Source organism: Peribacillus sp. NPDC094092 (assembly GCF_050279365.1).
In the GTDB taxonomy this organism is placed as follows: Bacteria; Bacillota; Bacilli; order Bacillales; family DSM-1321; genus Peribacillus.
Genome location: NZ_JBNNUC010000005.1, coordinates 321543 through 342065, shown reverse-complemented (window position 1 = coordinate 342065; position 20523 = coordinate 321543). Strand labels below are relative to the sequence as shown.

The following is a 20523-nucleotide window of genomic DNA, read 5'->3' as shown; positions in this document are numbered from 1 at the left end:
TGGTAGAATCAAGTAAGAGGTGAATTATAAATGGGTGCATGCAATCTTAATCATTCGCAACAAGATGTCAGGCTGAAGTTTGAGAGTCAAAAAGCATTTTTACCAACCGAATTGGGTCAAACATTAGATCGATATCTTGAAAAAGGGAATTCGCAAGAAACATTGAATGAACTTTTTCATCTATTGAAGAAGTATGACTTGTCTTCCCGGGGGGAACAGGAATCCAGAAACGAAAAGTTGAAACGAATGATGCTGTAAACGAGAAAGAACGAGAGTGCGAGTATACTCCCGTTCTTTTTTTGTTTTCTTCATTATGGGATATTTTGTTGAAATGATTTAAAGGTTTCCGCGGGAATGTGGAGGACTCCTATTTACTTTTTTCAGCGCTTCCGTAGTTGTAACTACTTGATTGTAATCATATTAATTTAATCAATCGTTTGATTAAACCTCATGCACTGGCTAACAGAGCCTTCAATAAAAGAATGGAGAAAATAAAAAAGCCGGAGCCCATAAGGAGCTCCGGCTATTTCTTTAAAAGCCATCATCTGTTGCGGTGAAGGGGATGTTAAGGCTTCGTTCAACGGCACGAAGTCTTTGATTTAATCGATTCAGCCTATTCGTTTGACGTTGATCATTTTGACTCAGTCTGGTTATTTCTTGGTTTATACGGTTCACTTCTCGATTTATCCTTGTAATTTCTTGGTTCAGCCGAGTGAGTTCTCTTGATTGACGCTCGTTTTGACGTTCAAGTTCCCGGACTCGTCTTTCAAGTTGTTGAGGCTGCCTTTCAACATCGTATTGGTCGGGCACCTGGCTATATGGATTTTCTTGTACCTGCTGAAGGTTCCAATCTTGCTGTGGCATGTAATCAAATCGTTCAGGCTGTTGGAAATATGGGTTATAATTGGGTTCAAAGTACTGGTGATTTCCATTTTGTTGTGGATAAGGATAAAATCCGTATGAATTCATGGTCAACTCTCCTTTTTTAAAATCAGGATGGATACGTTATAACTTATGTAAGTTCTGGTGAAGTGACTAGGCGTTAGCCCAGATGAGTGGGTGGAAGAGTAAATTTACAGAAAAAATTTCAATAAATTTGCAGAAACCATCCGGTTCCTATATCGTTTAGGATAGGAGAAATTCTTTTAATCCATCTTGAAACCAATCCATGGGATAATCCGTATATATAGAAAAGAGTGTAAGTCAGGAGTGTAATGATTATGAATCGATTTCTTGCTGATTTTGTTCCGATATTGATTGCATTTCCAATGGTTTTGCCGGTTTGGATGATTAGCTATTTTGCATTGGATCAACCGTTTGCCCTATCCGTTGTCATTTCTTTAGCAGGAGGGGTGCTTGCATACTGGCTAAGTTCTGTATATTTTTCATCAAGATACCTTAAAAAACATGAATTGACGAGAAAAGAATATCAATATATAAAGAAAAATTTAATTGAAGCAAAATCGAAGATATGGCGGGTTCAAAAAGCATTAATCTCGGTCAGGCATATCTCTTCTTTTAAACAGAGGAAGGATATGATTAAAATGATCAGAAAAATATATAGTCTGACAAAGAAAGAACCGAAGCGATTTTACCAGGCGGAACAATTTTATTACTCACATCTGGATTCCGCGATGGAGCTTGCGGAGAAATATGTTTTTTTAGCACAGCAGCCAAAAAAGAATAGGGAACTCGAACTTTCCTTAACAGAGACTCGCAAAACTTTAAAGGAACTAACAAATTCGATAGAAAAGGATTTATATAAAGTGATTGCCGATGATATTGATCACCTTAACTTCGAATTGGATGTTGCTAAGCAATCCATTAAAACTAGAAAAGAGTCAAAAGTAATTGATGAAAGCAGGAGGTTAAAATGAATAACAATGATCCAAACCTGTTGAATAAAACGAATAATGCCAGTTTGATCGATGATCTTTTAGCCAATCCATTTGATGGGATGCAGGAGCTGGAGAAAGTATCTTCCCAGGAAGCGAAACCGATTAAACTGATTGATGTCATTCCGGAAGAGAACAGGGCAAAGGCATATCAGCTTGCAGAACAAATCGACCCAACGAATCATCAGGCGATGATATCCTATGGTACACCCGCCCAATCAAAGCTTCTGACCTTTTCTAATTCCATGCTCGAGCATGTCCAGAAAAAAGATGTGGGTGAAGTTGGCAACATTATCAGTGATTTAATGAAAAAGTTAAACGAGCTGAGCCCGGATGAGCTAAAACCGGATAAGCCCTCTTTCTTTGCTCGTATGTTCGGGAAGCTCTCGGGATCTGTACAGGAAGTGCTATCCAAATATCAAAAAACTGGTGCCCAAATTGATCGAATCAGTGTGAAACTCGATCGGAGCAAGAATATCCTGCTATCGGATATTGTAATCCTTGAAAAGCTATATGAAACGAATAAGGATTACTTCCAGGCATTGAATGTCTATATTGCAGCCGGAGAAATCAAACTCGAAGAAATCCATGGGAAAACGATTCCGGAGTTAAGGAAGTCCGCTGAATCAAGCAATGATCAAATGAAGTTCCAGGAAGTCAATGATATGCTCCAATTTGCTGAACGGTTGGATAAAAGGCTTCATGATTTGAAATTGAGTCGTGAAATCACGATTCAAAGCGCACCGCAAATCAGGCTGATCCAAAACACGAATCAGGCACTAGTCGAGAAAATACAATCTTCGATCATGACAGCCATCCCCCTTTGGAAAAACCAGGTTGCGATTGCACTGACCTTAATCAGGCAAAGGCATGCTGTAGAAGCACAAAAGCAGGTTTCCAAGACTACAAATGACTTGTTATTGAAGAACTCTGAGATGCTGAAAACGAATACCATTGAAACGGCAAAGGAAAATGAACGCGGACTTGTCGATATCGAAACATTAAAGAATACTCAGGCTAACTTGATTTCCACGCTTGAGGAAACCATGCGGATTCAAGAAGAAGGAAGGCATAAACGCCGACAAGCTGAACAGGAATTGGCTTCAATGGAAAATGAACTGAAACAGAAACTATTAGAGATAAAGGGATAAGGGGAGATAACATGGAAACTATCGAGGCTATAAAAACGAGAAGAAGCATTGGAATCGTCAAGCAAGATCCGGTACCTAAGGAAATGATCGAGCAAATCATTGAAGCTGGAACATATGCCCCTAATCACCATCGAACGGAGCCTTGGCGCTTTTTTGTATTGACAGGAGAAGGAAGAAATAAACTTGGAGAGGTATTTGAAGAAATCACAAGAATTGAAAATGCTGATGATACCCCTGAAAGTTTAATCAGCAAGCTCGAAAGGCAAAAAAAGAATCCATTAAGGGCTCCAGTCATCATCGCAGTGGGCATAGAGCCTAGTGATAAGAATAATGTCCTCGTGGCAGAAGAATATGCGGCAGTGAACAGTGCCATTCAAAACATGCTTCTTGCAGCACATTCCCTAGGGCTGGGAGCAGTATGGAGAACGGGAAAAATAACTTATCATGAAAAGGTCCGTGAATTTTTCAATTTATCCTCAAAAGGTGAAGTATTGGCTTTCATATACTTGGGTTATCCCGATATGGAGCCAAAACCTGCCAAGAAAACACCGATTGATGAATTGACCACATGGATCGGATGAAGGGTTGAGGGGAAGCTGCATCAGTGTATACATACTGATGCAGCTTTTTTTTGCCTTCAATAGGCTTCCTGAAATTCTGGTTTTTTATGAAAGGGAATGGGATTTGTCAGGCTTCATTTCAAGTGACGATTGATGAATTAGGTTGTACAATACATAGTATGAATAAATTTTGATGAATTAGGATGTGTCTATAGATGAGAACGATTGATCCATTTGAGATACTTGATGGAAAAGCGATAAAATATTTGGATGTTTTCGGCATGGAGGATGGAATTGCTTTAAAGAGTAAGTACGAAGATAAAACGTATTGGATTTATGATTATTATTGCATGCACCAGACTTGTGATTGCCAGGAAGTATACCTTGAATTCGTTGAGGAGCTTAAAGGCAATAAACAGGCAGGACAGCATTTTGGAGTAAGGGTTTCTTTCGGGGACAACCAATTTGTCCTGGAGGATTATAATATTTCCAAGCAAAAGGCGATGGATATTGCGGAAGATACGTTAAAATACAGTAAAGAGGTAATGGAGTTATTTAAACAGCGGTATCAGCAAATGAAGGAAAAAGGCACGCAAATCATCATGGAAAGTGCGAAGGCAGCTAAAATGCCGCATGTTCATACAGAACCGGTCATTGGCAGGAATGAACCATGCCCATGTGGAAGCGGGAAAAAATACAAAAAATGCTGCGGCGCAGCTTAACATCTCATGGAAGCTGACCTGATTCGGGGTCGCTTCTTTTTTATTTGGGAAAAAATTGAGTAATGAATAAAAAAATATGGCATTCAACGAACGTTTGTTCTATAATAAGGGTACCAGATAATTACACAAAAAGAAATAAAAAGTAGTAATTTAGACGGAATTTTCCAAAAACTTCTTTTTTATTTTCGTAAATCTGGTATATATAAGAGAGAAGGTTTTTTTGATCTCATCTCTTTCAACGGTAGACGGCAACCAGACGGGATGAATATCCCCACACTGATGGCAGTTTAACTTATGAACGAAGGAAGGGGTAATCAAATGACAAGAGAAAAAAGATTAATACCTTACAAAGTTCTTGAAGTAATGGAAACGGTGAAAGAGAAGATTCCTGAGGGTGTCGAGCTTGTGAAGGCCCCGGAAATTTGGGAGAAAAGCAATTATGGTGAGGGCGTGGTAGTTGCCGTCATCGATACAGGCATTGACAAGGGACATCCAGACCTCAAGGAAAGAATCATTGGTGGGAAGGATTTTACCAATACTGGGGATTACCAAGATGATAATGGACATGGGACACATGTTAGCGGTACGATCGTCGCTGCCGTCAATAATGCTGGTGTAGTGGGAGTGGCTCCGAAAGCGAGCATATTAGCGTTAAAGGCGCTAAATGGTCAAGGGCAAGGTGATATAGATTGGATTAATGGAGCTCTAGAATATGCAATCAATTGGCGGGGACCTAATGAAGAAAAGGTTTCGGTTATTTCGCTTTCACTTGGAGGTCCTCCGGATGAGGCTGAACACAAACTCATTCAAAAAGCCCTTCAGAACGATATCCTTGTTGTTTGCGCAGCTGGAAATAGCGGTGATGGCCGTCATGAAACGGATGAATTGGATTATCCGGGGGCATATCCCGAGGTAGTGGAAGTCGGAGCTGTGGATTTAAGCAGAAATTTAGCGGATTTTTCGAATACAAATGATGAAATAGACTTGGTGGCGCCAGGTGTCGATATTCTTTCTACGTATCCAGGAAATAAATATGCCAGGTTAAGCGGAACGTCCATGGCTACGCCTCATGTGAGCGGTGCAGCAGCCCTCTTGAAAGTGATTTCTGAAAAGGAATTTGACCGCAATTTAACTGAAGCGGAATTATATGCACAGCTGGTAAAAAGTACGGAAGATTTGGGAATAAGCAAAAAAGCACAGGGAAATGGATTGCTTAACTTAACGATAGCTGACCAAAGAGCTGAAAAATCGATTAAGATTACCATAGAATCAGAAAACCTTAAATTACCGAGTAAATCGGTGGTCATGGAATAGAGAATAAAAGGTGCCTCAATAATTTTTGGGGCACCTTCCATAATGATTATTTTTTAGTTTTCCTTAGAGCAGCAAAAAGCGCTACAATGGACAGAATTAGTGAAATGACAGCCAGAGTGATGATCAGCGTTTGATTGCCATCACCTTCCGTTGCTGCTGAATCCTTTGAATTGTCAGTTACCGTGGAATCATTCGTGTCAGCTTCATCTTTGTGACCATGGTCCGCAGGTTCTGCATCAGCCTTTGGCGCAACCGTAATCTCCGTTACAGAATGCGGTAGGTCTGAGCCTTCATCACCGCTCCATTCAACAATTTCACCATCTTCGTAATATTGAAATGCATCCCAGGCAACTTTCGTTTCTTTTTTAGGGTTTTGTGCCACAAAAGAGAATTGCTGGAATTGTCCGGCAGCTATTCCTTCATCCGTTGCTGCCCAAGTCACTGTTTTTACATGCCCATCTTTGTCACCTTCTGTTGTTACTTTCCAACCCGGTACAGGCTGATAGCTTTCAAAAGTAACCCCTTCGGGTACTTTTAAAGATACCTTTGTAGTGGCAGTTTCTTTTTCTACAGGTACTTTGAGTGTATAAGTTTCCCACGCCTCAGGTGCAGATGAACTAGGCTTGACAGTAACGTGAGCATATGCTGAACCGGAAAAAATGAATAATGCGGCAAATGTGAAAATAAGTAGCTTTGAAATATTTTTCATTAGTCTAAACCTCCTGTTATGAATTCCCTATGAAAATTATAAAATCAGCATTAATTGAATCCAGGGTTTCGGTTAATCCATGAACATGGATATTCCACTTTCCTGGCATGGTTAATAAAGACTTTGATGTAAATGTACCTGTGTTTTTCTCCTTCATTTGCAGTTTTATTTCACCGCGTGGCGTATCTAATGGCTGCATAGTGATTGTAAGCTGCTCAATTTCAGCAATGGGCTTGCCATCATTGGAAATACTTACTTGAATCACGTTATCCCCGACTTCATTGGGGGTCAACATTAAAGTAACCTCATTGTTTTCTTCAGTCCGGAACGTCTTTTCAATGGGCCCGGGAGAAGACATGGCAGTTTGGACATTTGTCAATAGAGCTGCAACGAGAAGGATGACGATCCCTATACCAAACTCCATTCCCACACTATAACCCAGTTTTTTCGTTTGCTTTTTCCCTCTGAGAAAATGGAAGCCGCCTAAAACGATCATGACTAACATGAGACCGACTTTTGCCAGTAACAATTGTCCATATGTTGTGTTGAACAATGAATGGACAGTAGGAACATGCTGTATACTGCTATATATCCCGCTAACAATCAGTATGATTACAAACAGAAATGCCCATCGGGAAAACCTTTGAATGATTGACCAGTAAAATGTTTTCTTATCTTCTTGGACTGACTGCCGATCAGCTAGCCCAGGTAAAATCACCAATAAGGCCATAAGGCCGCCGAGCCATAATGCCATGGACACCAAATGAAGGAAATCCATCAACACGGCCAGAACCTGATTAGGAACAGCTGCTGTATGTCCAGTTAAAGCCTTACAAATCATCAAGCTGGCCATTATGATGAAAGAAAAGAAAGGCAATGATTTATTCAGGGAGTTCTCGAGCATGAAATAAATCACTAAAAATAGAAGCAGCAATAGTAGAACTTCAATGATAAAGACCGTTCCAAAGTTTGTAGCATTCAATACTTCTTTTATATAACTCAATTTAAATGCTTCTGTCCAACCTACACCAGCGTCAATCGTAACCTTTAAAGGCAGATTGAAGAAGATGGAAAATGCTAAACCGGCATATGAAACCCAAAGGTATAGACGTGTTCTTCTGCTTGCTTCAAAAAGTCGGGAATCTTTCATTAACGAAAGCCTGAAAAAAAGGATTCCAGTAAGTGCAGCGAAGCATATGTATTGAAGACTTTGAAGGATAACATTGATGGAATTCGGAAAACTTGCATTCACTTCGGGATTTTCTTGGTCTGAAAGGCCCGCTGAATCCCCGAATTGAAAGGGAATTGTTCCTTCAATGGGATGCCCATCACTTGAAACCACCCTCCATTTAACGTAATAAATCCCTTCGTCGATAGTGCCCTTCCACTTAGCTTCCAGTATTTTTTCACTTTTTTCCGAGATTGTACTGTCTTGAATTTGAATTTTGTCCCCATCTTGGCTGAATACCTCAAGCGAATGGAAAGATGGTTGAATATTCTCGCTGAATTGAATGCTTATCTTTTCAGGGAGGGTATCCATCGTTTCATTAGGGCTTGGATTAGAGCTTATTACCGTAGCATGACCAAAAGCCATTGCCGGGTATAAAAGCAAACTGAAGAGGCTGACTACCAGCCATAAATATTTTTTCATCTTGGTGTGCCATCATCCTTTCATCAGATCATGTAAGCTCATTATAAAAGGAAAATGTGAAAAAACAGTGAAAATAAAATAGTTATCTAAAGGCAGTTTGAAAGGTTGGCAAGAAAAGTGATAACAATAAGTTTAGATTTGCCTTCCTACCTCCATTATAGCCATAAATATTGGTTTGGAACTCCGCTTCGCAAAACATTATTAGGTATCCCGTTGCCATAAACTCCATTAAGAAATAATTAAGGTTCCTTTGATAACCTGAGCCTATCATGTTTGCAGAATCATAGGAGGGATAGGCTTTGCTAAAGAAGGGATTAAAAGAAAAAAGTGTGAAGGTGATTTTGGTTGGTTCCCTTGTGGGGATGGGAACATCCACTTATATGCCGGTGGCAGGGGCTGCGGAAGGCCCTTCCGTCATTCAAAGAGAGGAACAAACGGTAAATAGTCTTTCAAGGCTGGAAATAGAGGGTATGGCACTTGATCAAAAATTTTCAGAAGATGTACTCGACTATAGTTCGGCAGTGGGGAATGATGTGGAAAAGATCAACTTGCTTGCAGCAAGTACTAACGAGAATGCAGCCATATACGTGAATGGTGTCAAAATGACAGAGGGGAAGGCAAAGGACATACCGCTTCAAACTGGCATGAATACATTTGAAATCACCGTCAGAGATGGGGAAAATGAAATGGTTGCCTATACGCTCAAGGTCGAAAAACTTGAAAGTGATGATAACCTTTTAACATCGATTGGATTATCAAAAGGCTCATTAACATTCGATTCTAAAGTGACAGCTTATCATGCTTCTGTTGAAAATGAAGTCCAGTCCATTACAGTCACTCCGACATTAAGTGACGGTACCGCAATTGCAAAGGTGAATGGAATGGATGCAAGCGATGCAGGTGTAAAGGTTACCCTTCCAATAGGTAAGACAACGGTGAAGATTATCGTTACAGCAGAAAATGGAGATGAAAAAACCTATACGCTTACGATTACACGGGCGGCAGCCGAGGAAAAAGAAGAATCGAAAACTGCACCTAAAGCGGGAGAAGTTCAACAGGAGCCCACAACAGGAAAGAGTAAAACTCAACCTTCCACGGCTAAGGGGAATAAATCATCATCTATAACTCCAATGGAATCCACGGCTAAGGGGAATAAATCATCATCTGTAACACCAACGGAATCCACCGATAATCTAAAACCAAACAGTGGTGTCAGCCAAATAACGAAAACACAGCAACTTGGAAGCGTTTCGACACAAAAAGCGAAAACGGATTCTATGGAGAAGGTAGCGCCAGCAGATTCCTTAGGTGATGAGGAAAATAATGCACCAGTATTGAACAACCTGACTGTATCATCAGGAGTATGGAACAAATCTTTTAATTCTAATGAGCATACCTATCATATCGAGGTCGATAATGATATTTCTTCAGTCGAAATGAATGCAACGACAAATGCAAGCGGAGCAATGATTGAATATGACGGTGAGAGCAGTAAAAAAGTGAAGATCAAGGATAAAGCAAAAACGGCCATTTCCGTTACCGTTTCAAAGGATGGGGAGCGCCGTACTTACGTCCTTGTTTTCGAAAAGGATATGGATGTGGAAATGGATGAGGAAGAAACCGTGGATGACGTCAAAACAAAAAAGGTGGGAGTTGGGGCAACGCAAATGAGTACAGCCGGCAAGTCGGAGAGCAGTGCATCCAATAATAATACCGGAGGCCAGGTTTATCGCAAACAACCTGTTGAGACCGAGTCATTCTTTGGGAATATAAAGGATTTCTTCACCTCCCTGATTAAATAGGGATGGTTCCGAATCCAGCAAAAAAAGGACAAGGTGTAGGCTTGTCCTCGGATTTATATTTTTATGGGCAAAATGATTTGGACCTCGGTTCCATGATTTAGTTCGCTGTTAAAGTGCACCTTTCCCCGATGCGCCTCAATGATTCGGCAACTGACTGTCAGTCCTAATCCGGTTCCTTTTTCTTTAGAAGAATAGAAAGGCTCGCCAAGATGCTTTATCCGGTTTTTTTCAATGCCGCTCCCATTATCTTTGATGGTAATGGAAAGGTTATTGTCGATGCGTTCGAAATCAATCCAAATGTGATCGGCGGATGCCTCCATTGAATTCTTGAGCATGTTTATGAATACTTGTTTCAGTTGGTTTCCCTCACATAATAGAAGCGGTATTTCGTTTTTAACAGATATTGATATTTGGGTGGGGTACGAGTCCGCCTCTGGTTTCAACAAGGTTTTGACATCATTCATCAGGTCGATGATTTGATGTTTGCTGAATGGAAGTTCCTGTGGTTTTGCCAGAACGAGTAACTCGCTTACAATAAGATTGATCCGGTCCAATTCACTTAACATGATCGTGTAGTATTGTTCATAGGGATGGTCGCTCTTTTTAAGCAGCTGGACGAAACCTTTTAAAGAAGTCAGAGGGTTTCGTACCTCATGGGCCACACTTGCTGCAAGTTCGCCGACTATCGATAATTTTTCAGTTCTTCTTAAGCGTGCTTCGGTTTCCCGAATTTGAGTGACTTCTTTAGCATAAGTAATGATTCCGACTAAATCCTCTCCAACCATCATCGGGACAAACGTACAGGAAAGTAAGATGGGCTTCCCGTATTTCGTCAGGAATTCTATATCTCTCCCTTTCTTTATCCCCTTTTGGTTTTCGATGACATATTGGCAAGATGTACGGATCAACTCCGCGTCTTCTGCTGAGAAGTCCAAATTGATGAATGAGGCTCCATGTATTTCTTCCTGTTGAAAGCCTGTTACCGTTTCAAATCGAGGATTAACGGTCGTGATCATTCCATTTAAATCAAGCATCAGCATCGGATAAGGGTTGTGTTCAAACAATGATTTATAGCGTTGTTCACTATCGAATAATTGATTCTCCGCGACGACTCTTTCAGAAATATCCCTGCCGATGACGACTAAGCCTTTTCGTGAACCATCCTCATTGAACAGGGGGACTTTGATCGTATCAAAGGTCTTGTGATTGCCATCGGGTAGAGGGACGATTTCCTCACACCTTGTAATTTCCCCTTTTACCCACGTTTCCTCATCGGACACTTCACAGTAAATCAACGACTCTTTATAAAATTCGGAGTATTCTGCGAGCTCACTGTCTCTTTTTCCTTTATAGTCCACATGCTCCAATTGAAATAATTGCAGGCCGAAGGTATTGGATTCAAGCCATCGGCCATCACCATCCTTGAAGTTAACGAAATCCACCATTGAATTGATGAGTGTACGCCGACGTTGTTCCGCTTCTTTTAATTGCTTGAATTCTTCCCTTTTCGCTAAATAAAGATATAAAACCAAGCCTATTGATAAAAGGAAAACAAATCCTTCCGCTCTTTGAAGTTGAATGAAGACCTCTTTGTTTTGGATATTTGTAGTTAAAAAATAGTCGAACACGACTAGTGTAAGAATCCCGGATAGGATATAGATTGCTAAGATGGAGCGTTTGGACATGGAGATTCTCCCTGATTTTAAGACATTCTAAGGTAAAATTACATACACATTTTAACAAACTATCGAAAAAAAATATATGCAGAATCCTAAATAAAAAAACAGGGGCCAAAGTGGTCACCTGTTTTTTCTGAAGAAGGTTTGTTTCTTTTTCTTTTTTGCACGCTTATAGATAATGAAAAATAGTAAGAAGATGAGTGCGAGTGCTGCTAATGTATATTGGTTCATTTCAACAGATAGCAGTCCATATGGAATGAGCGAAAGGAAGAAAAAGTATATAAGGTTGCCAAGTGCCGTCGCTAATAAAAAATCCTTGAAAGTGACGGTGCTGACTCCAGCTACCAAGTTAATTAAGCTTGTTGGAATCAGAGGGAAAATCCTGCCTGTAAAAACGTACATGAAGCCATGCTCCACAACAGTTTCTTGCCATTTTTCTCCAATCTTATTTAAGAGAAGCTCCTGAAACCAGTTTCTTGCTGCATAAAAAATGAAACCTGAGGCAACAACGCTTGTAAACCAACTCCATAGATATCCATATACGAATCCGAATATCGTGACATTGATAGTCAGGAGCAAAATTAAGGGAATGATTGTAAAAGAATTTTGTACAAACATCAATACGAATGTCACAATAAATGTAAGCAAAAGGTTTTCCTTCAAAATGCCAATAACAGAATCCAGATCACTTTTCCAAACCAAAGTGAATAACTCTGCATTAGAAAAAATAAATATTGCGATTACCAATAGACCGATTATGGTCAGGACTTTTTTCAAAGGGCCACCACCATTCTTACTAGTAGTTTATCATTTTCGAGTTCATTGGTGAAAAAAAAGAGCTGCCGCATCATGCAGACAGCTCTTTTCCATTATAGTGGGTTTGCGGCGCGAAGATTCCATTAAAGCCACTTTTCAAACTGAATTCTTTTGTTCATTCCATAAATGATTGGCGCTCCAATCAAGAGGACAACGAATTCACCGACAGCCGTGGTCATCCAGCTTAACCAGAAAGGGAAACCCAGGGCAAGGTTCAGTTCAATTGCAATTAAAAACATTGTGAACGTGAAAAAGATAATCGTAGCGATCATCCGTCCTTTAATGCCTTTTATGAACCGAGAAACAAAAATGACAAGCAATAAGGCGAGCAGAGATTGCCCTACCCCGAAAATCAAGTCATATGGCACCATCGGCGAAAAGAGCAGATTCGATATGAAGACTCCACCGACGATACCGTAGATATACTTTTTATTGAATACAATCAGATGATTCAGTATTTCCGGTACACGAAATTGGAACATCTGAAATGATATTGGTTGGAACACCAATGAGACCGCCACATACAAGGCAGCCAATAACCCGCTTATCACGAGCGTACGAACATTCATTTTACTCTCTCCCTAGTTTTTTATCGTGGGATGGTTACGAACCACGTTTAGGCGTTTGCCCGATGTTTAATAGTATCCCATGTAAGCTTATTTCGTCAATTTGTAAAGAATGGTTTTTATTTATATTTCCAAGCCGCGGAAGTAGCTCGATTGGATTTTGATTTATTGCAATGAAGGATGATATTATTTCAATATGTACTTCAAAGGAGTGAATATGGAATGTCGATCGAGAGTGTCAAAAGCCATTTTAAAAAATGGGATCGGGAAGGCGATGTAATGGAGTTCGAAACATCGAGTGCTACGGTGATTGAAGCAGCGGAAACCATCGGTGTTATTCCAGCGCGGATTGCTAAGACTCTTTCCTTTAAGGGGGAAGGTGAAAAAGCCATTTTGGTTGTTGCTGCTGGGGACGCGAAAGTGGATAATAAGAAATTTCGTCAGACGTTCGGTTTCAAGGCACGAATGCTTTCACCTGAAGAAGTCCTTGCACAGACCAGCCATGCTATCGGAGGCGTTTGCCCGTTTGGTCTGGCAAATGATCTAGCTGTTTTTCTTGATGTATCGCTGAAACGCTTTGAGTCATTGTTCCCGGCATGCGGCAGTGCGAACTCTGCAATAGAACTTAAGCTCGCTGAGTTGTTCGAATATTCAGGCGCTGAGGATTGGGTGGATGTTTGCAAAGGTTGGGAAGAGAAGGGGAACGAGGAAGCAGCAGTAGGCATAGGCAATGCAATTGATGGCATTTGATGGTTTCAAAAAATCCACATGAATGGAAGTCCACTATTGTGGACTTTATTTTAGTGGCGGCCCAATTTTCTATGTTTTAAGCGGAAAATCGGGCAGAAAGTGTTCCTGAGCGGAGGTTGAAAGATGTTAAATGAAAGCAAAAGAAAAAGCAAAAGCAAAAGCAATAACAGCTATCTTAGTCTTAAAACTCTTTATGAAGAGAATATAACGGTTAAGAGCATTGCCCAGGAACTTGAGTTTTGCCATAAAAACGATCTGGCGGTGGATATCCAGAAAGCATTGGAAAAAAAGAATTTTGATATATTGGCAGTGCAAGATCAGGGGGAAATCATCGGGTATATCGAAAGGGAAGAACTCGGTGAAGGAAGGATCTCTGAATATTTGAGAAACTTTTCACCAAGGGAAATGGTTTCGGATTCAACCCCTTTGATCCAGCTTCTCCAGATTTTCAAGAATAAAACAAGGGTATTCGTATTAGAGAATAATTCAATTAAAAAGTTGATTACCCATGCCGACCTTCAAAAGCCTCCGATCAGGATGCTGATATTCGGATACATTACGTTATTGGAAATGAGGATGAGTGATATCATCCAGGATAGATTTGGCGATGGCAGCTGGTATCCAATGATCAGCGAAGACCGTTTTGAAAAGGCCACCGAATTATATAGAAGGAGAATCGATAAAAACGAGGATATAAATATCATAGAGTGCCTGCAAATCAGTGATAAATTCGATATCATACATAAAGATAAAGAATTGAGGCGCTTCTTCCAAATCCCTTCGAAAAGTAAAGGGAAGAAGGATGCGAATTCCATCCGGAAATTACGGGATAAGATTTCCCATGCTAATGAATTGGGTCTGGACATGTCATGGATGGAAATCATCGAGGTTGTCGAGTCCTGTGGCCGACTGCTCGAAATCTCTGAATCTTATCAGTATGAAAAATAAGGATCCGGCTAATCATGCTGGTTCCTTTTTAGTGCATCCAAATAGAAAAAACTGCCCATATCAGGCAGTTTCCCCCTCAAAACTCCGGCAGTTGATCCAGGTTATTTTCTTTTATCCCATCGGGCTCACTCCGCAATATGTCACGTCCATATTTATGAAAGACGTCAACATTGGCCAGGTTGCCTGCTTTGGCTTCCGAAAGGGCTGTGGGGTAGTCGAGTTCGCGGCCGGAGTTCGTCTTGATGGCGATAATATTGTCCTCTTCATTTTTCCTTACAGCGATGATTTCTTCTTTTCCCGCTGAATCAGCTTGGTTTGCTTGCGGTGTTCCCTGCTGTTTATATGATTCATAGGCTTTTTCAAATTGGTCCATGTTTTAGACACCTCCTATTTATAGGGTGAGCCATTTTTTCTGCAATATACAAACCGGATTTCGTCCAACTTGAGCCATTAATTCGACCAAACGGGCCGATTTTTCGGCATTTTTTTAAAGTGAATGCTATGATATTTGCCTTTTTGCAGTGGCATGGGATTTGCATCTTTTGTAAGTAGTAGGTGTAAGTAGCAGCAAAAAAATAAAAACAACTGGATTAAGGGAGGAAAATGAATCATGAATGTAAAACAAGGGGCAAGCACTGTAAATGCAAAGCAAAATGTCAAGACAATGAAAGCGGCGGTCGTCAATGAATTTAACCAAAAACTTGAGATTAAAGAAGTTCCCATCCCAGAGTTGGAATATGGAGAGATATTAGTGAAAATTAAAGCCTGTGGCGTGTGTCATACAGATTTGCATGCGGTACATGGTGATTGGCCGGTAAAACCTAAGCTTCCGCTTATCCCCGGACATGAGGGTGTGGGCATTATAGAGAAGGTGGCAGAAGGGGTAACTTCCTTGAAAGTAGGTGACCGTGTTGGAATCCCATGGCTTTATTCGGCCTGTGGCGATTGTGAATATTGTCTGACCGGAAGGGAAACGCTTTGCTTGGATCAATTGAATGCAGGCTATTCGGTGGACGGAGGGTATGCGGAATATTGTAAAGCACCCGCCAAATATGTGGTGAAGGTTCCTGAAGGGCTTGACTTTGCGGAGGTTTCTCCAATTTTCTGTGCAGGTGTAACGACTTATAAAGCGCTTAAGGTGTCAGAAGCAAAACCTGGTGATTGGGTAGCGGTTTATGGAATTGGCGGATTGGGACATGTTGCCCTGCAATACGCGAAAGCGATGGGCTTTAATGTGATTGCTGTTGATATTCAAGATGATAAGCTTGATCTGGCAACGGAACTTGGAGCGGATTACACGATTAATGGACTGAAGACCGATCCTGTACAGGCTATAAAGGATAAGGTTGGCGGTGTGCAGGCATCCATCTCTGTAGCGGTTACGAAAAAAGCTTTCGAACAGGCTTACAGTTCAGTCAAGAGGGGCGGAACAGTTGTCGTAGTCGGATTGCCGAATGATGAACTTCCAATCCCGATTTTTGATACAGTGCTAAATGGGGTAACTGTAAAAGGGTCAATCGTCGGCACGAGAAAAGATTTACAGGAAGCTGTTCAATTTGCGGCAGAGGGTAAAGTCAGAACGAATATAGAGACGAGGAAACTTGATGAAATAAATGATGTGTTTTCAATGATGGAAAAGGGGGAAATCAACGGACGCATCGTATTGACGCTGGAATAGGAACAGAGGAGGAAGCCTTGGAACGGGGCATCCTCCTTTTTATCATGTCTGGTTCTTCTCATTTAATATATAACGTAATTTCCTTATGGATATTTGCAAGCGTTTGGCAGCTTCATTCCGGTTGCCGTAGGTTTTTTGCAGTGCCTGCATGACGAGCTCCTTTCCGATTGTGGATTGAAGCTGTTTGATTTCGGTAAGGATTTCATCAAGCATCAGTTCATCCTTCTCATTAAAGTCAGCCACTAGCCTTTTTCGCCATTCTTCAAGGAGGTTATCAGTTGGCATAATCCCATAAGTGGACACGTTTTTGTCTGGGATGATCTGGCTGTTAGTGAGAGAGATATCATTGGCGGATATTACCGACTTATGGTCTGCGAGAGTTAATGTGCGCATGACCACATTAGATAGTTCACGTATGTTGCCTGGCCAATTGTATTGCTGTAATTTTTCAATGGCTTCATTGGAAAAGGAGATATTTCCATGACCATTCCTCTCAATCAAGTGACGGACAAGCAAGGGAATATCCTCTTTTCGGTTCCTTAATGGCGGGATATCGAGAGTCACGACGTTCAGCCGGTAAAATAGGTCTTCCCGGAATTTATTATTGTCCACTGCCTGCTGCAGATTTTCATTGGAGGCGGCCACTAACCGGGCGTTCGTCCGTAATGTCCCGCTGCTGCCAACCCGCATGAATTCCCGCGTTTCCAAAACACGAAGCAATTTGACCTGGATTGCGGGACTCGCATCCGCAATTTCATCGAGAAAAAGCGTCCCGTTCCCGGCAATTTCGAAAAAACCCTTTCGCAGCTGGGTCGCACCGGTGAAAGCACCCTTTTCATGACCGAATAATTCGCTTTCAAGCAGGGATTCTGAGATCGCTCCACAATTGATGCCGATAAAAGGTTCATGGTTTCTGGGGCTGGCAATGTGAATGAAGCGTGAAAGCACTTCTTTACCGCTTCCGGTTTCTCCCTCGATTAATACATTGACGGATTTTTGGGCTACCTTGAAAGCCGTTTCAATCAAACTTTTCATTAATGGACTCTCACCGACAATGAGTCCTGAATCCTCGGCCAGTTTATGGATGAAATGCTGATTCAAAGCTTCATTTTCATTCAAAAGGTTGTCAATCTGCCTTTCCAGTACTTCAATATCCACAAAGGGTTTTTCCATATAATCACTCGCGCCAAGTTTCATTGCATCAACAGCGGTCTTGACGGTGCTATACCCGGTCATGATCAGTACCTTGCAACGCGGCTGCAGCTGTTTTAGATGCTGCAGGAGGGAAAGTCCATCACAATCCGGAAGCTTCAGGTCTATCATTGCGACATCAAAACGCTGCTGATTCCAATCGATTTCATGAAAATCCTTCCCGCTATTCACAACTTGTACGAGATAACCTTTCATCGTAAAAAGACGGGAAAGAAAAGTCCCAACCTCTTTCTCATCGTCTACCACAAGTAAATGAACCATATTATCAACCCCTTTCCTCTTCTGCTTGTAAGGGAAGCCTCAGGAAAAAAGTGCTTCCTTGTCCTGGTGTGCTCAAAACGTCGATCTTCCCACCATGGTCATTGGCGATGCCAAGGCTTACAGACAGCCCCAAACCCGTACCTTTTTCACGGTCTTTAGTCGTATGGAAGGGATGGAATATGAAGGGCAGGCGTTCTTTTTCAATCCCCGTTCCGTTATCAGTCACCTGAACCACCATGAACTTGTTTTCTGTATAGGTAGTGATCGCAATCGATTTTTCCGTTTGGGAGGACTCATCCAATGCGTCCTTGGCATTCAATAGCAAGTTGATGATGATCTGTTCTATCTGAGGCTGGCTGCCCTTTATGTAAGGAAGGTCTTCCTGAAGGGTAAGATGGAGGGATATCCGCTTCTTCCCAAGTTGGAACTTCAAAAGGTTCAGGACCTGATGAATGGCTTCGTTAATAGAGTAATAGTGGAATCTATACTCGTCCTGCCTTGAAAAGGTAAGCAGGCTTTTCACTATTTGCCTGCATCGATCCCCGCAAATCCTAATATCGTTTAACAGCATATGATCCAGATTGTCCTGTGGGGTTTTACGTAATAAAATTTGCGAGTTACCAAGAATGGCCGTTAATGGGCTATTCAATTCATGGGCAATCCCAGCTGCCATTTCACCGATCGCCCCAAGTTTACCGGCATGCAATAGCTGGACTTCCATCTGTCTTCTTTCGGTGACATTTTTATAATAAGCAATGACCCCATATACTTGATGCTCCTTATTCTGAATCGGGTACGCATGCATTTCCAGGATGGTATCATGCTGAAGGAGAATTTCCTGTAACCCTGGCTTATTACATGAAAAGGTATCTTGGATCAGAGATTGGGATTTTTCAATTAAAGCAACCAGGTCGGAAAATTCCCTTGCTGAATCATTGGATTGATAGACCGTTCCTTTGTGATCAAAGACGATGATCATATCTTCAACTGCCTTGAATGTATCCTCCCATTCCTGTTTGGAATGAAGAACTTCCTTATAAAGCTGGGCATTCTCCAAAGTTAAGGCGAGCTGGTTGGATAGTTGCTCAAGAAATTCAAGTTCATCTTCAAGCCATGTTTTCTTTTTCTTCCTGCCGAAAGTCCAGATTCCGATTTTTTTACTTTTTCCGTATAAAGGGACCAATAGAAGCGATTCGATTTCAAGGGATAATAAACGTTCCTTTTCTGAGAATTCCGGTAGCGGTTTAATTTCCACCTGAATCGGCTGTTTATCCTTCAAGGCGGACGAGAAATCCTGAAAAGGGTGTAACAAGTTTTTGGAATCCATTTCAAGTTCGCAGTGACCATTAGGGCAGATGTGAAGCAGGGCAGGTTCTTCCTCATACAAGATGACAAAATGACTGTCATCGAATGTAATGAGCTGCTTAAGTTTTGCAATAACATTTCGGAGAATCTCTTGGATGTCGATGTCCATATTCATATTTTTAGTGATGTCATTCATGATTTCAAGCTGCATATTCTTCTTCTTCAGCTGATCCACGGTTTTCTTAAGTTCCGTGTAATACGTTTTCTTTGAAGATTTAACACCTGTCATTAAATCTATCAATTCAAGTTTGTTCATGCTTTTCACCTCTTAAAGGGCTGTAAGAAGCAGCTGATTAATCTGTTCTAATGACATATCACGAGGATTTGTGATCATGCACGCATCCTCAAGAGCGGTCATCCCTATGGGGTCTATCATTTCTCTCGTAATGCCGACATCACTTAAACTATTGGGAGCCCCTATATCCTGGGATAATTCCCTTACGAAGTGTATGGCTGCCATTCCTGCTTCCTGCTCGGTCAATGCCCGTGTATCGATGCCCATGATACCTGCAATCTCACTGAATCGCCTTGGTGAGGCAATTCGATTGAAGTCCATGACATGTGGAAGGAGTATCGAATTGATTTCACCATGCGGAAGGAGGTACTTGCCGCCTATGGCATGTGAAATGGCATGGGCGGCTCCCAAAATGGCATTGGAAAAAGCCAGACCAGCCTGCAGGCTCGCCATCGCCATCGCTTTTTTTGCTTCCTCATTATGCCTGGAAGCGACAGAGGGGCGTAAGTGGCGGGAAACGATGGAAAGTGCGTTTTTGGCTTGTACATCTGTCAAAGGTGTCGCAGCGAGTGAGACATAGGATTCAATGGCGTGTGTTAAAACATCCATTCCCGTGGCTGCGGTCAAATCCGGTCCCAAGGTGGTTAAGGTACCAGGGTCGACTATTGCAATATCGGGGACGAGTGATTTTGAAATGATTGTCATTTTTTTCTCGCGGAATGAATCGACGATCACCGAAAACTGTGATACTTCCGATCCCGATCCTGCAGTGGTCATGATCATCACCATGGGCGGGAGGGGAGAGTGGACTTTATCCACACCTTCATAATCACTGATGATGCCGCCATTCGTTACTAAAAGGGCAACCCCTTTGGCGACATCCAAAGCACTGCCTCCACCCAAACCGATGATTGCATCACATTCTTGTTCTTTAAATGTCAAACAGCCGGCTTCAATCTCCCTGTCCTTCGGATTGGTCGTCATTTCAATGAAGGTAGCAAAAGCAAGGCCTGCATCTTGGCAGGATTTTATGACTATTTCTAACCAGCCGGCATTGGCGACCCCTGAATCACTTACTATCAGCGCCTTTTTGGCACCCAGCCGCAAGCATGCCTCGCCAGCCTGTTCAATCGAACCTTTTCCAAAAATCACTTCCGGCATCACGAATTTAGTTATCGACATCTTTGCGCCTTCTCCCTGTAGAAATTC

Annotated in this window: 20 protein-coding genes and 1 riboswitch; of the genes, 10 read left to right on the top strand and 10 right to left on the bottom strand. The window is 41.6% G+C overall.

Annotation, left to right across the window (positions count from 1 at the left end; translation table 11 throughout):
• The first annotated feature begins 30 nt into the window (after positions 1 to 30).
• A complete protein-coding gene (locus ACQKNS_RS22235) occupies positions 31 to 258 on the top strand; it encodes a hypothetical protein (protein WP_427645424.1) in 228 nt (75 codons plus the stop codon).
• A gap of 273 nt (positions 259 to 531) precedes the next feature.
• Here the strand turns inward: ACQKNS_RS22235 and ACQKNS_RS22230 are convergent, their stop codons facing one another.
• Positions 532 to 864 (bottom strand): hypothetical protein, encoded by a 333-nt coding sequence (locus ACQKNS_RS22230; RefSeq protein ID WP_427645466.1) that lies wholly within the window; start codon positions 862 to 864, stop codon positions 532 to 534.
• A gap of 356 nt (positions 865 to 1220) precedes the next feature.
• On the opposite strand from ACQKNS_RS22230, the gene ACQKNS_RS22225 reads away from it, so the two are divergent.
• From ACQKNS_RS22225 to ACQKNS_RS22205, 5 genes are all read left to right on the top strand, one after another.
• A complete protein-coding gene (locus ACQKNS_RS22225) occupies positions 1221 to 1877 on the top strand; it encodes a 5-bromo-4-chloroindolyl phosphate hydrolysis family protein (protein WP_427645423.1) in 657 nt (218 codons plus the stop codon).
• Positions 1874 to 3046 (top strand): toxic anion resistance protein, encoded by a 1173-nt coding sequence (locus ACQKNS_RS22220; protein ID WP_427645421.1) that lies wholly within the window; start codon positions 1874 to 1876, stop codon positions 3044 to 3046. The genes ACQKNS_RS22225 and ACQKNS_RS22220 overlap by 4 nt, the downstream gene beginning before the upstream one ends.
• A gap of 11 nt (positions 3047 to 3057) precedes the next feature.
• Positions 3058 to 3627, top strand: coding sequence for a nitroreductase family protein (locus ACQKNS_RS22215; protein WP_098370388.1), 570 nt, complete (start codon positions 3058 to 3060; stop codon positions 3625 to 3627).
• Positions 3628 to 3821: 194 nt separating this feature from the next.
• Positions 3822 to 4328 carry an SEC-C metal-binding domain-containing protein gene (locus ACQKNS_RS22210; protein ID WP_427645420.1) on the top strand — a complete coding sequence of 169 codons (507 nt, stop codon included), beginning with the start codon at positions 3822 to 3824 and terminating at the stop codon, positions 4326 to 4328.
• A 318-nt stretch (positions 4329 to 4646) separates the two neighbouring features.
• Positions 4647 to 5642 carry a S8 family peptidase gene (locus ACQKNS_RS22205; protein ID WP_427645419.1) on the top strand — a complete coding sequence of 332 codons (996 nt, stop codon included), beginning with the start codon at positions 4647 to 4649 and terminating at the stop codon, positions 5640 to 5642.
• Positions 5643 to 5688: 46 nt separating this feature from the next.
• Here ACQKNS_RS22205 and ACQKNS_RS22200 read toward each other — a convergent pair whose 3' ends face one another.
• Positions 5689 to 6351, bottom strand: a complete 663-nt coding sequence (locus ACQKNS_RS22200) for a YcnI family protein (protein ID WP_427645418.1) — start codon at positions 6349 to 6351, stop codon at positions 5689 to 5691.
• Between the two features lie 16 nt (positions 6352 to 6367).
• Complete coding sequence (locus ACQKNS_RS22195; RefSeq protein ID WP_427645417.1) at positions 6368 to 8002, bottom strand: copper resistance CopC/CopD family protein; 1635 nt, start codon at positions 8000 to 8002, stop codon at positions 6368 to 6370.
• A gap of 299 nt (positions 8003 to 8301) precedes the next feature.
• On the opposite strand from ACQKNS_RS22195, the gene ACQKNS_RS22190 reads away from it, so the two are divergent.
• Entirely contained in the window at positions 8302 to 9804 is a 1503-nt protein-coding gene (locus tag ACQKNS_RS22190) for a cadherin-like beta sandwich domain-containing protein (protein ID WP_427645416.1), read from the top strand.
• 53 nt (positions 9805 to 9857) lie between these two features.
• On the opposite strand, the gene ACQKNS_RS22185 is transcribed toward ACQKNS_RS22190, so the two are convergent.
• From ACQKNS_RS22185 to ACQKNS_RS22175, 3 genes are all read right to left on the bottom strand, one after another.
• Positions 9858 to 11489: a PAS domain S-box protein gene (locus tag ACQKNS_RS22185; protein ID WP_427645415.1), complete on the bottom strand. Its 1632-nt coding sequence runs from the start codon at positions 11487 to 11489 to the stop codon at positions 9858 to 9860.
• 114 nt (positions 11490 to 11603) lie between these two features.
• Positions 11604 to 12260: a TVP38/TMEM64 family protein gene (locus ACQKNS_RS22180; protein WP_427645414.1), complete on the bottom strand. Its 657-nt coding sequence runs from the start codon at positions 12258 to 12260 to the stop codon at positions 11604 to 11606.
• Positions 12261 to 12382: 122 nt separating this feature from the next.
• Positions 12383 to 12868, bottom strand: coding sequence for a QueT transporter family protein (locus tag ACQKNS_RS22175; RefSeq protein ID WP_076372803.1), 486 nt, complete (start codon positions 12866 to 12868; stop codon positions 12383 to 12385).
• A gap of 6 nt (positions 12869 to 12874) precedes the next feature.
• Positions 12875 to 12919, bottom strand: a riboswitch (PreQ1 riboswitch).
• Between the two features lie 168 nt (positions 12920 to 13087).
• Here ACQKNS_RS22175 and ACQKNS_RS22170 point away from each other — a divergent pair.
• Both ACQKNS_RS22170 and ACQKNS_RS22165 read left to right on the top strand, forming a co-directional pair.
• A complete protein-coding gene (locus tag ACQKNS_RS22170) occupies positions 13088 to 13615 on the top strand; it encodes a YbaK/EbsC family protein (protein WP_427645413.1) in 528 nt (175 codons plus the stop codon).
• A gap of 123 nt (positions 13616 to 13738) precedes the next feature.
• The gene (locus tag ACQKNS_RS22165) at positions 13739 to 14563 is read left to right on the top strand and encodes a hypothetical protein (RefSeq protein ID WP_427645412.1); all 825 of its coding nucleotides are present in this window, start codon (positions 13739 to 13741) and stop codon (positions 14561 to 14563) included.
• 76 nt (positions 14564 to 14639) lie between these two features.
• On the opposite strand, the gene ACQKNS_RS22160 is transcribed toward ACQKNS_RS22165, so the two are convergent.
• Complete coding sequence (locus ACQKNS_RS22160) at positions 14640 to 14936, bottom strand: DUF3892 domain-containing protein (protein ID WP_076372809.1); 297 nt, start codon at positions 14934 to 14936, stop codon at positions 14640 to 14642.
• Between the two features lie 291 nt (positions 14937 to 15227).
• On the opposite strand from ACQKNS_RS22160, the gene adhP reads away from it, so the two are divergent.
• Positions 15228 to 16241, top strand: coding sequence for an alcohol dehydrogenase AdhP (adhP, locus tag ACQKNS_RS22155; RefSeq protein WP_427645465.1), 1014 nt, complete (start codon positions 15228 to 15230; stop codon positions 16239 to 16241).
• Between the two features lie 42 nt (positions 16242 to 16283).
• Here the strand turns inward: adhP and ACQKNS_RS22150 are convergent, their stop codons facing one another.
• Genes ACQKNS_RS22150 through ACQKNS_RS22140 form a run of 3 tightly spaced genes read right to left on the bottom strand, consistent with a single transcriptional unit; the run spans position 16284 to position 20496 of the window.
• Positions 16284 to 17714: a sigma-54-dependent transcriptional regulator gene (locus ACQKNS_RS22150; RefSeq protein ID WP_427645411.1), complete on the bottom strand. Its 1431-nt coding sequence runs from the start codon at positions 17712 to 17714 to the stop codon at positions 16284 to 16286.
• 4 nt (positions 17715 to 17718) lie between these two features.
• Positions 17719 to 19335, bottom strand: coding sequence for an ATP-binding protein (locus tag ACQKNS_RS22145; RefSeq protein WP_427645410.1), 1617 nt, complete (start codon positions 19333 to 19335; stop codon positions 17719 to 17721).
• A gap of 12 nt (positions 19336 to 19347) precedes the next feature.
• Positions 19348 to 20496 (bottom strand): iron-containing alcohol dehydrogenase, encoded by a 1149-nt coding sequence (locus ACQKNS_RS22140; RefSeq protein ID WP_427645409.1) that lies wholly within the window; start codon positions 20494 to 20496, stop codon positions 19348 to 19350.
• Between the last annotated feature and the right edge of the window lie 27 nt (positions 20497 to 20523).

Excerpts from the sequence above, each read along its gene's own strand:
- ACQKNS_RS22230 (WP_427645466.1), bottom strand. The coding sequence starts at position 864 with ATGCCACAGCAAGATTGGAACCTTCAGCAGGTACAAGAAAATCCATAT.
- ACQKNS_RS22220 (WP_427645421.1), top strand. The coding sequence starts at position 1,874 with ATGAATAACAATGATCCAAACCTGTTGAATAAAACGAATAATGCCAGT.
- ACQKNS_RS22215 (WP_098370388.1), top strand. The coding sequence starts at position 3,058 with ATGGAAACTATCGAGGCTATAAAAACGAGAAGAAGCATTGGAATCGTC.
- ACQKNS_RS22150 (WP_427645411.1), bottom strand. The coding sequence starts at position 17,714 with ATGGTTCATTTACTTGTGGTAGACGATGAGAAAGAGGTTGGGACTTTT.
- ACQKNS_RS22210 (WP_427645420.1), top strand. The coding sequence starts at position 3,822 with ATGAGAACGATTGATCCATTTGAGATACTTGATGGAAAAGCGATAAAA.
- ACQKNS_RS22200 (WP_427645418.1), bottom strand. The coding sequence starts at position 6,351 with ATGAAAAATATTTCAAAGCTACTTATTTTCACATTTGCCGCATTATTC.
- ACQKNS_RS22185 (WP_427645415.1), bottom strand. The coding sequence starts at position 11,489 with ATGTCCAAACGCTCCATCTTAGCAATCTATATCCTATCCGGGATTCTT.
- ACQKNS_RS22140 (WP_427645409.1), bottom strand. The coding sequence starts at position 20,496 with ATGTCGATAACTAAATTCGTGATGCCGGAAGTGATTTTTGGAAAAGGT.
- ACQKNS_RS22170 (WP_427645413.1), top strand. The coding sequence starts at position 13,088 with ATGTCGATCGAGAGTGTCAAAAGCCATTTTAAAAAATGGGATCGGGAA.
- ACQKNS_RS22195 (WP_427645417.1), bottom strand. The coding sequence starts at position 8,002 with ATGAAAAAATATTTATGGCTGGTAGTCAGCCTCTTCAGTTTGCTTTTA.
- ACQKNS_RS22205 (WP_427645419.1), top strand. The coding sequence starts at position 4,647 with ATGACAAGAGAAAAAAGATTAATACCTTACAAAGTTCTTGAAGTAATG.
- ACQKNS_RS22175 (WP_076372803.1), bottom strand. The coding sequence starts at position 12,868 with ATGAATGTTCGTACGCTCGTGATAAGCGGGTTATTGGCTGCCTTGTAT.
- ACQKNS_RS22235 (WP_427645424.1), top strand. The coding sequence starts at position 31 with ATGGGTGCATGCAATCTTAATCATTCGCAACAAGATGTCAGGCTGAAG.
- adhP (WP_427645465.1), top strand. The coding sequence starts at position 15,228 with ATGAAAGCGGCGGTCGTCAATGAATTTAACCAAAAACTTGAGATTAAA.
- ACQKNS_RS22145 (WP_427645410.1), bottom strand. The coding sequence starts at position 19,335 with ATGAACAAACTTGAATTGATAGATTTAATGACAGGTGTTAAATCTTCA.
- ACQKNS_RS22225 (WP_427645423.1), top strand. The coding sequence starts at position 1,221 with ATGAATCGATTTCTTGCTGATTTTGTTCCGATATTGATTGCATTTCCA.
- ACQKNS_RS22165 (WP_427645412.1), top strand. The coding sequence starts at position 13,739 with ATGTTAAATGAAAGCAAAAGAAAAAGCAAAAGCAAAAGCAATAACAGC.
- ACQKNS_RS22160 (WP_076372809.1), bottom strand. The coding sequence starts at position 14,936 with ATGGACCAATTTGAAAAAGCCTATGAATCATATAAACAGCAGGGAACA.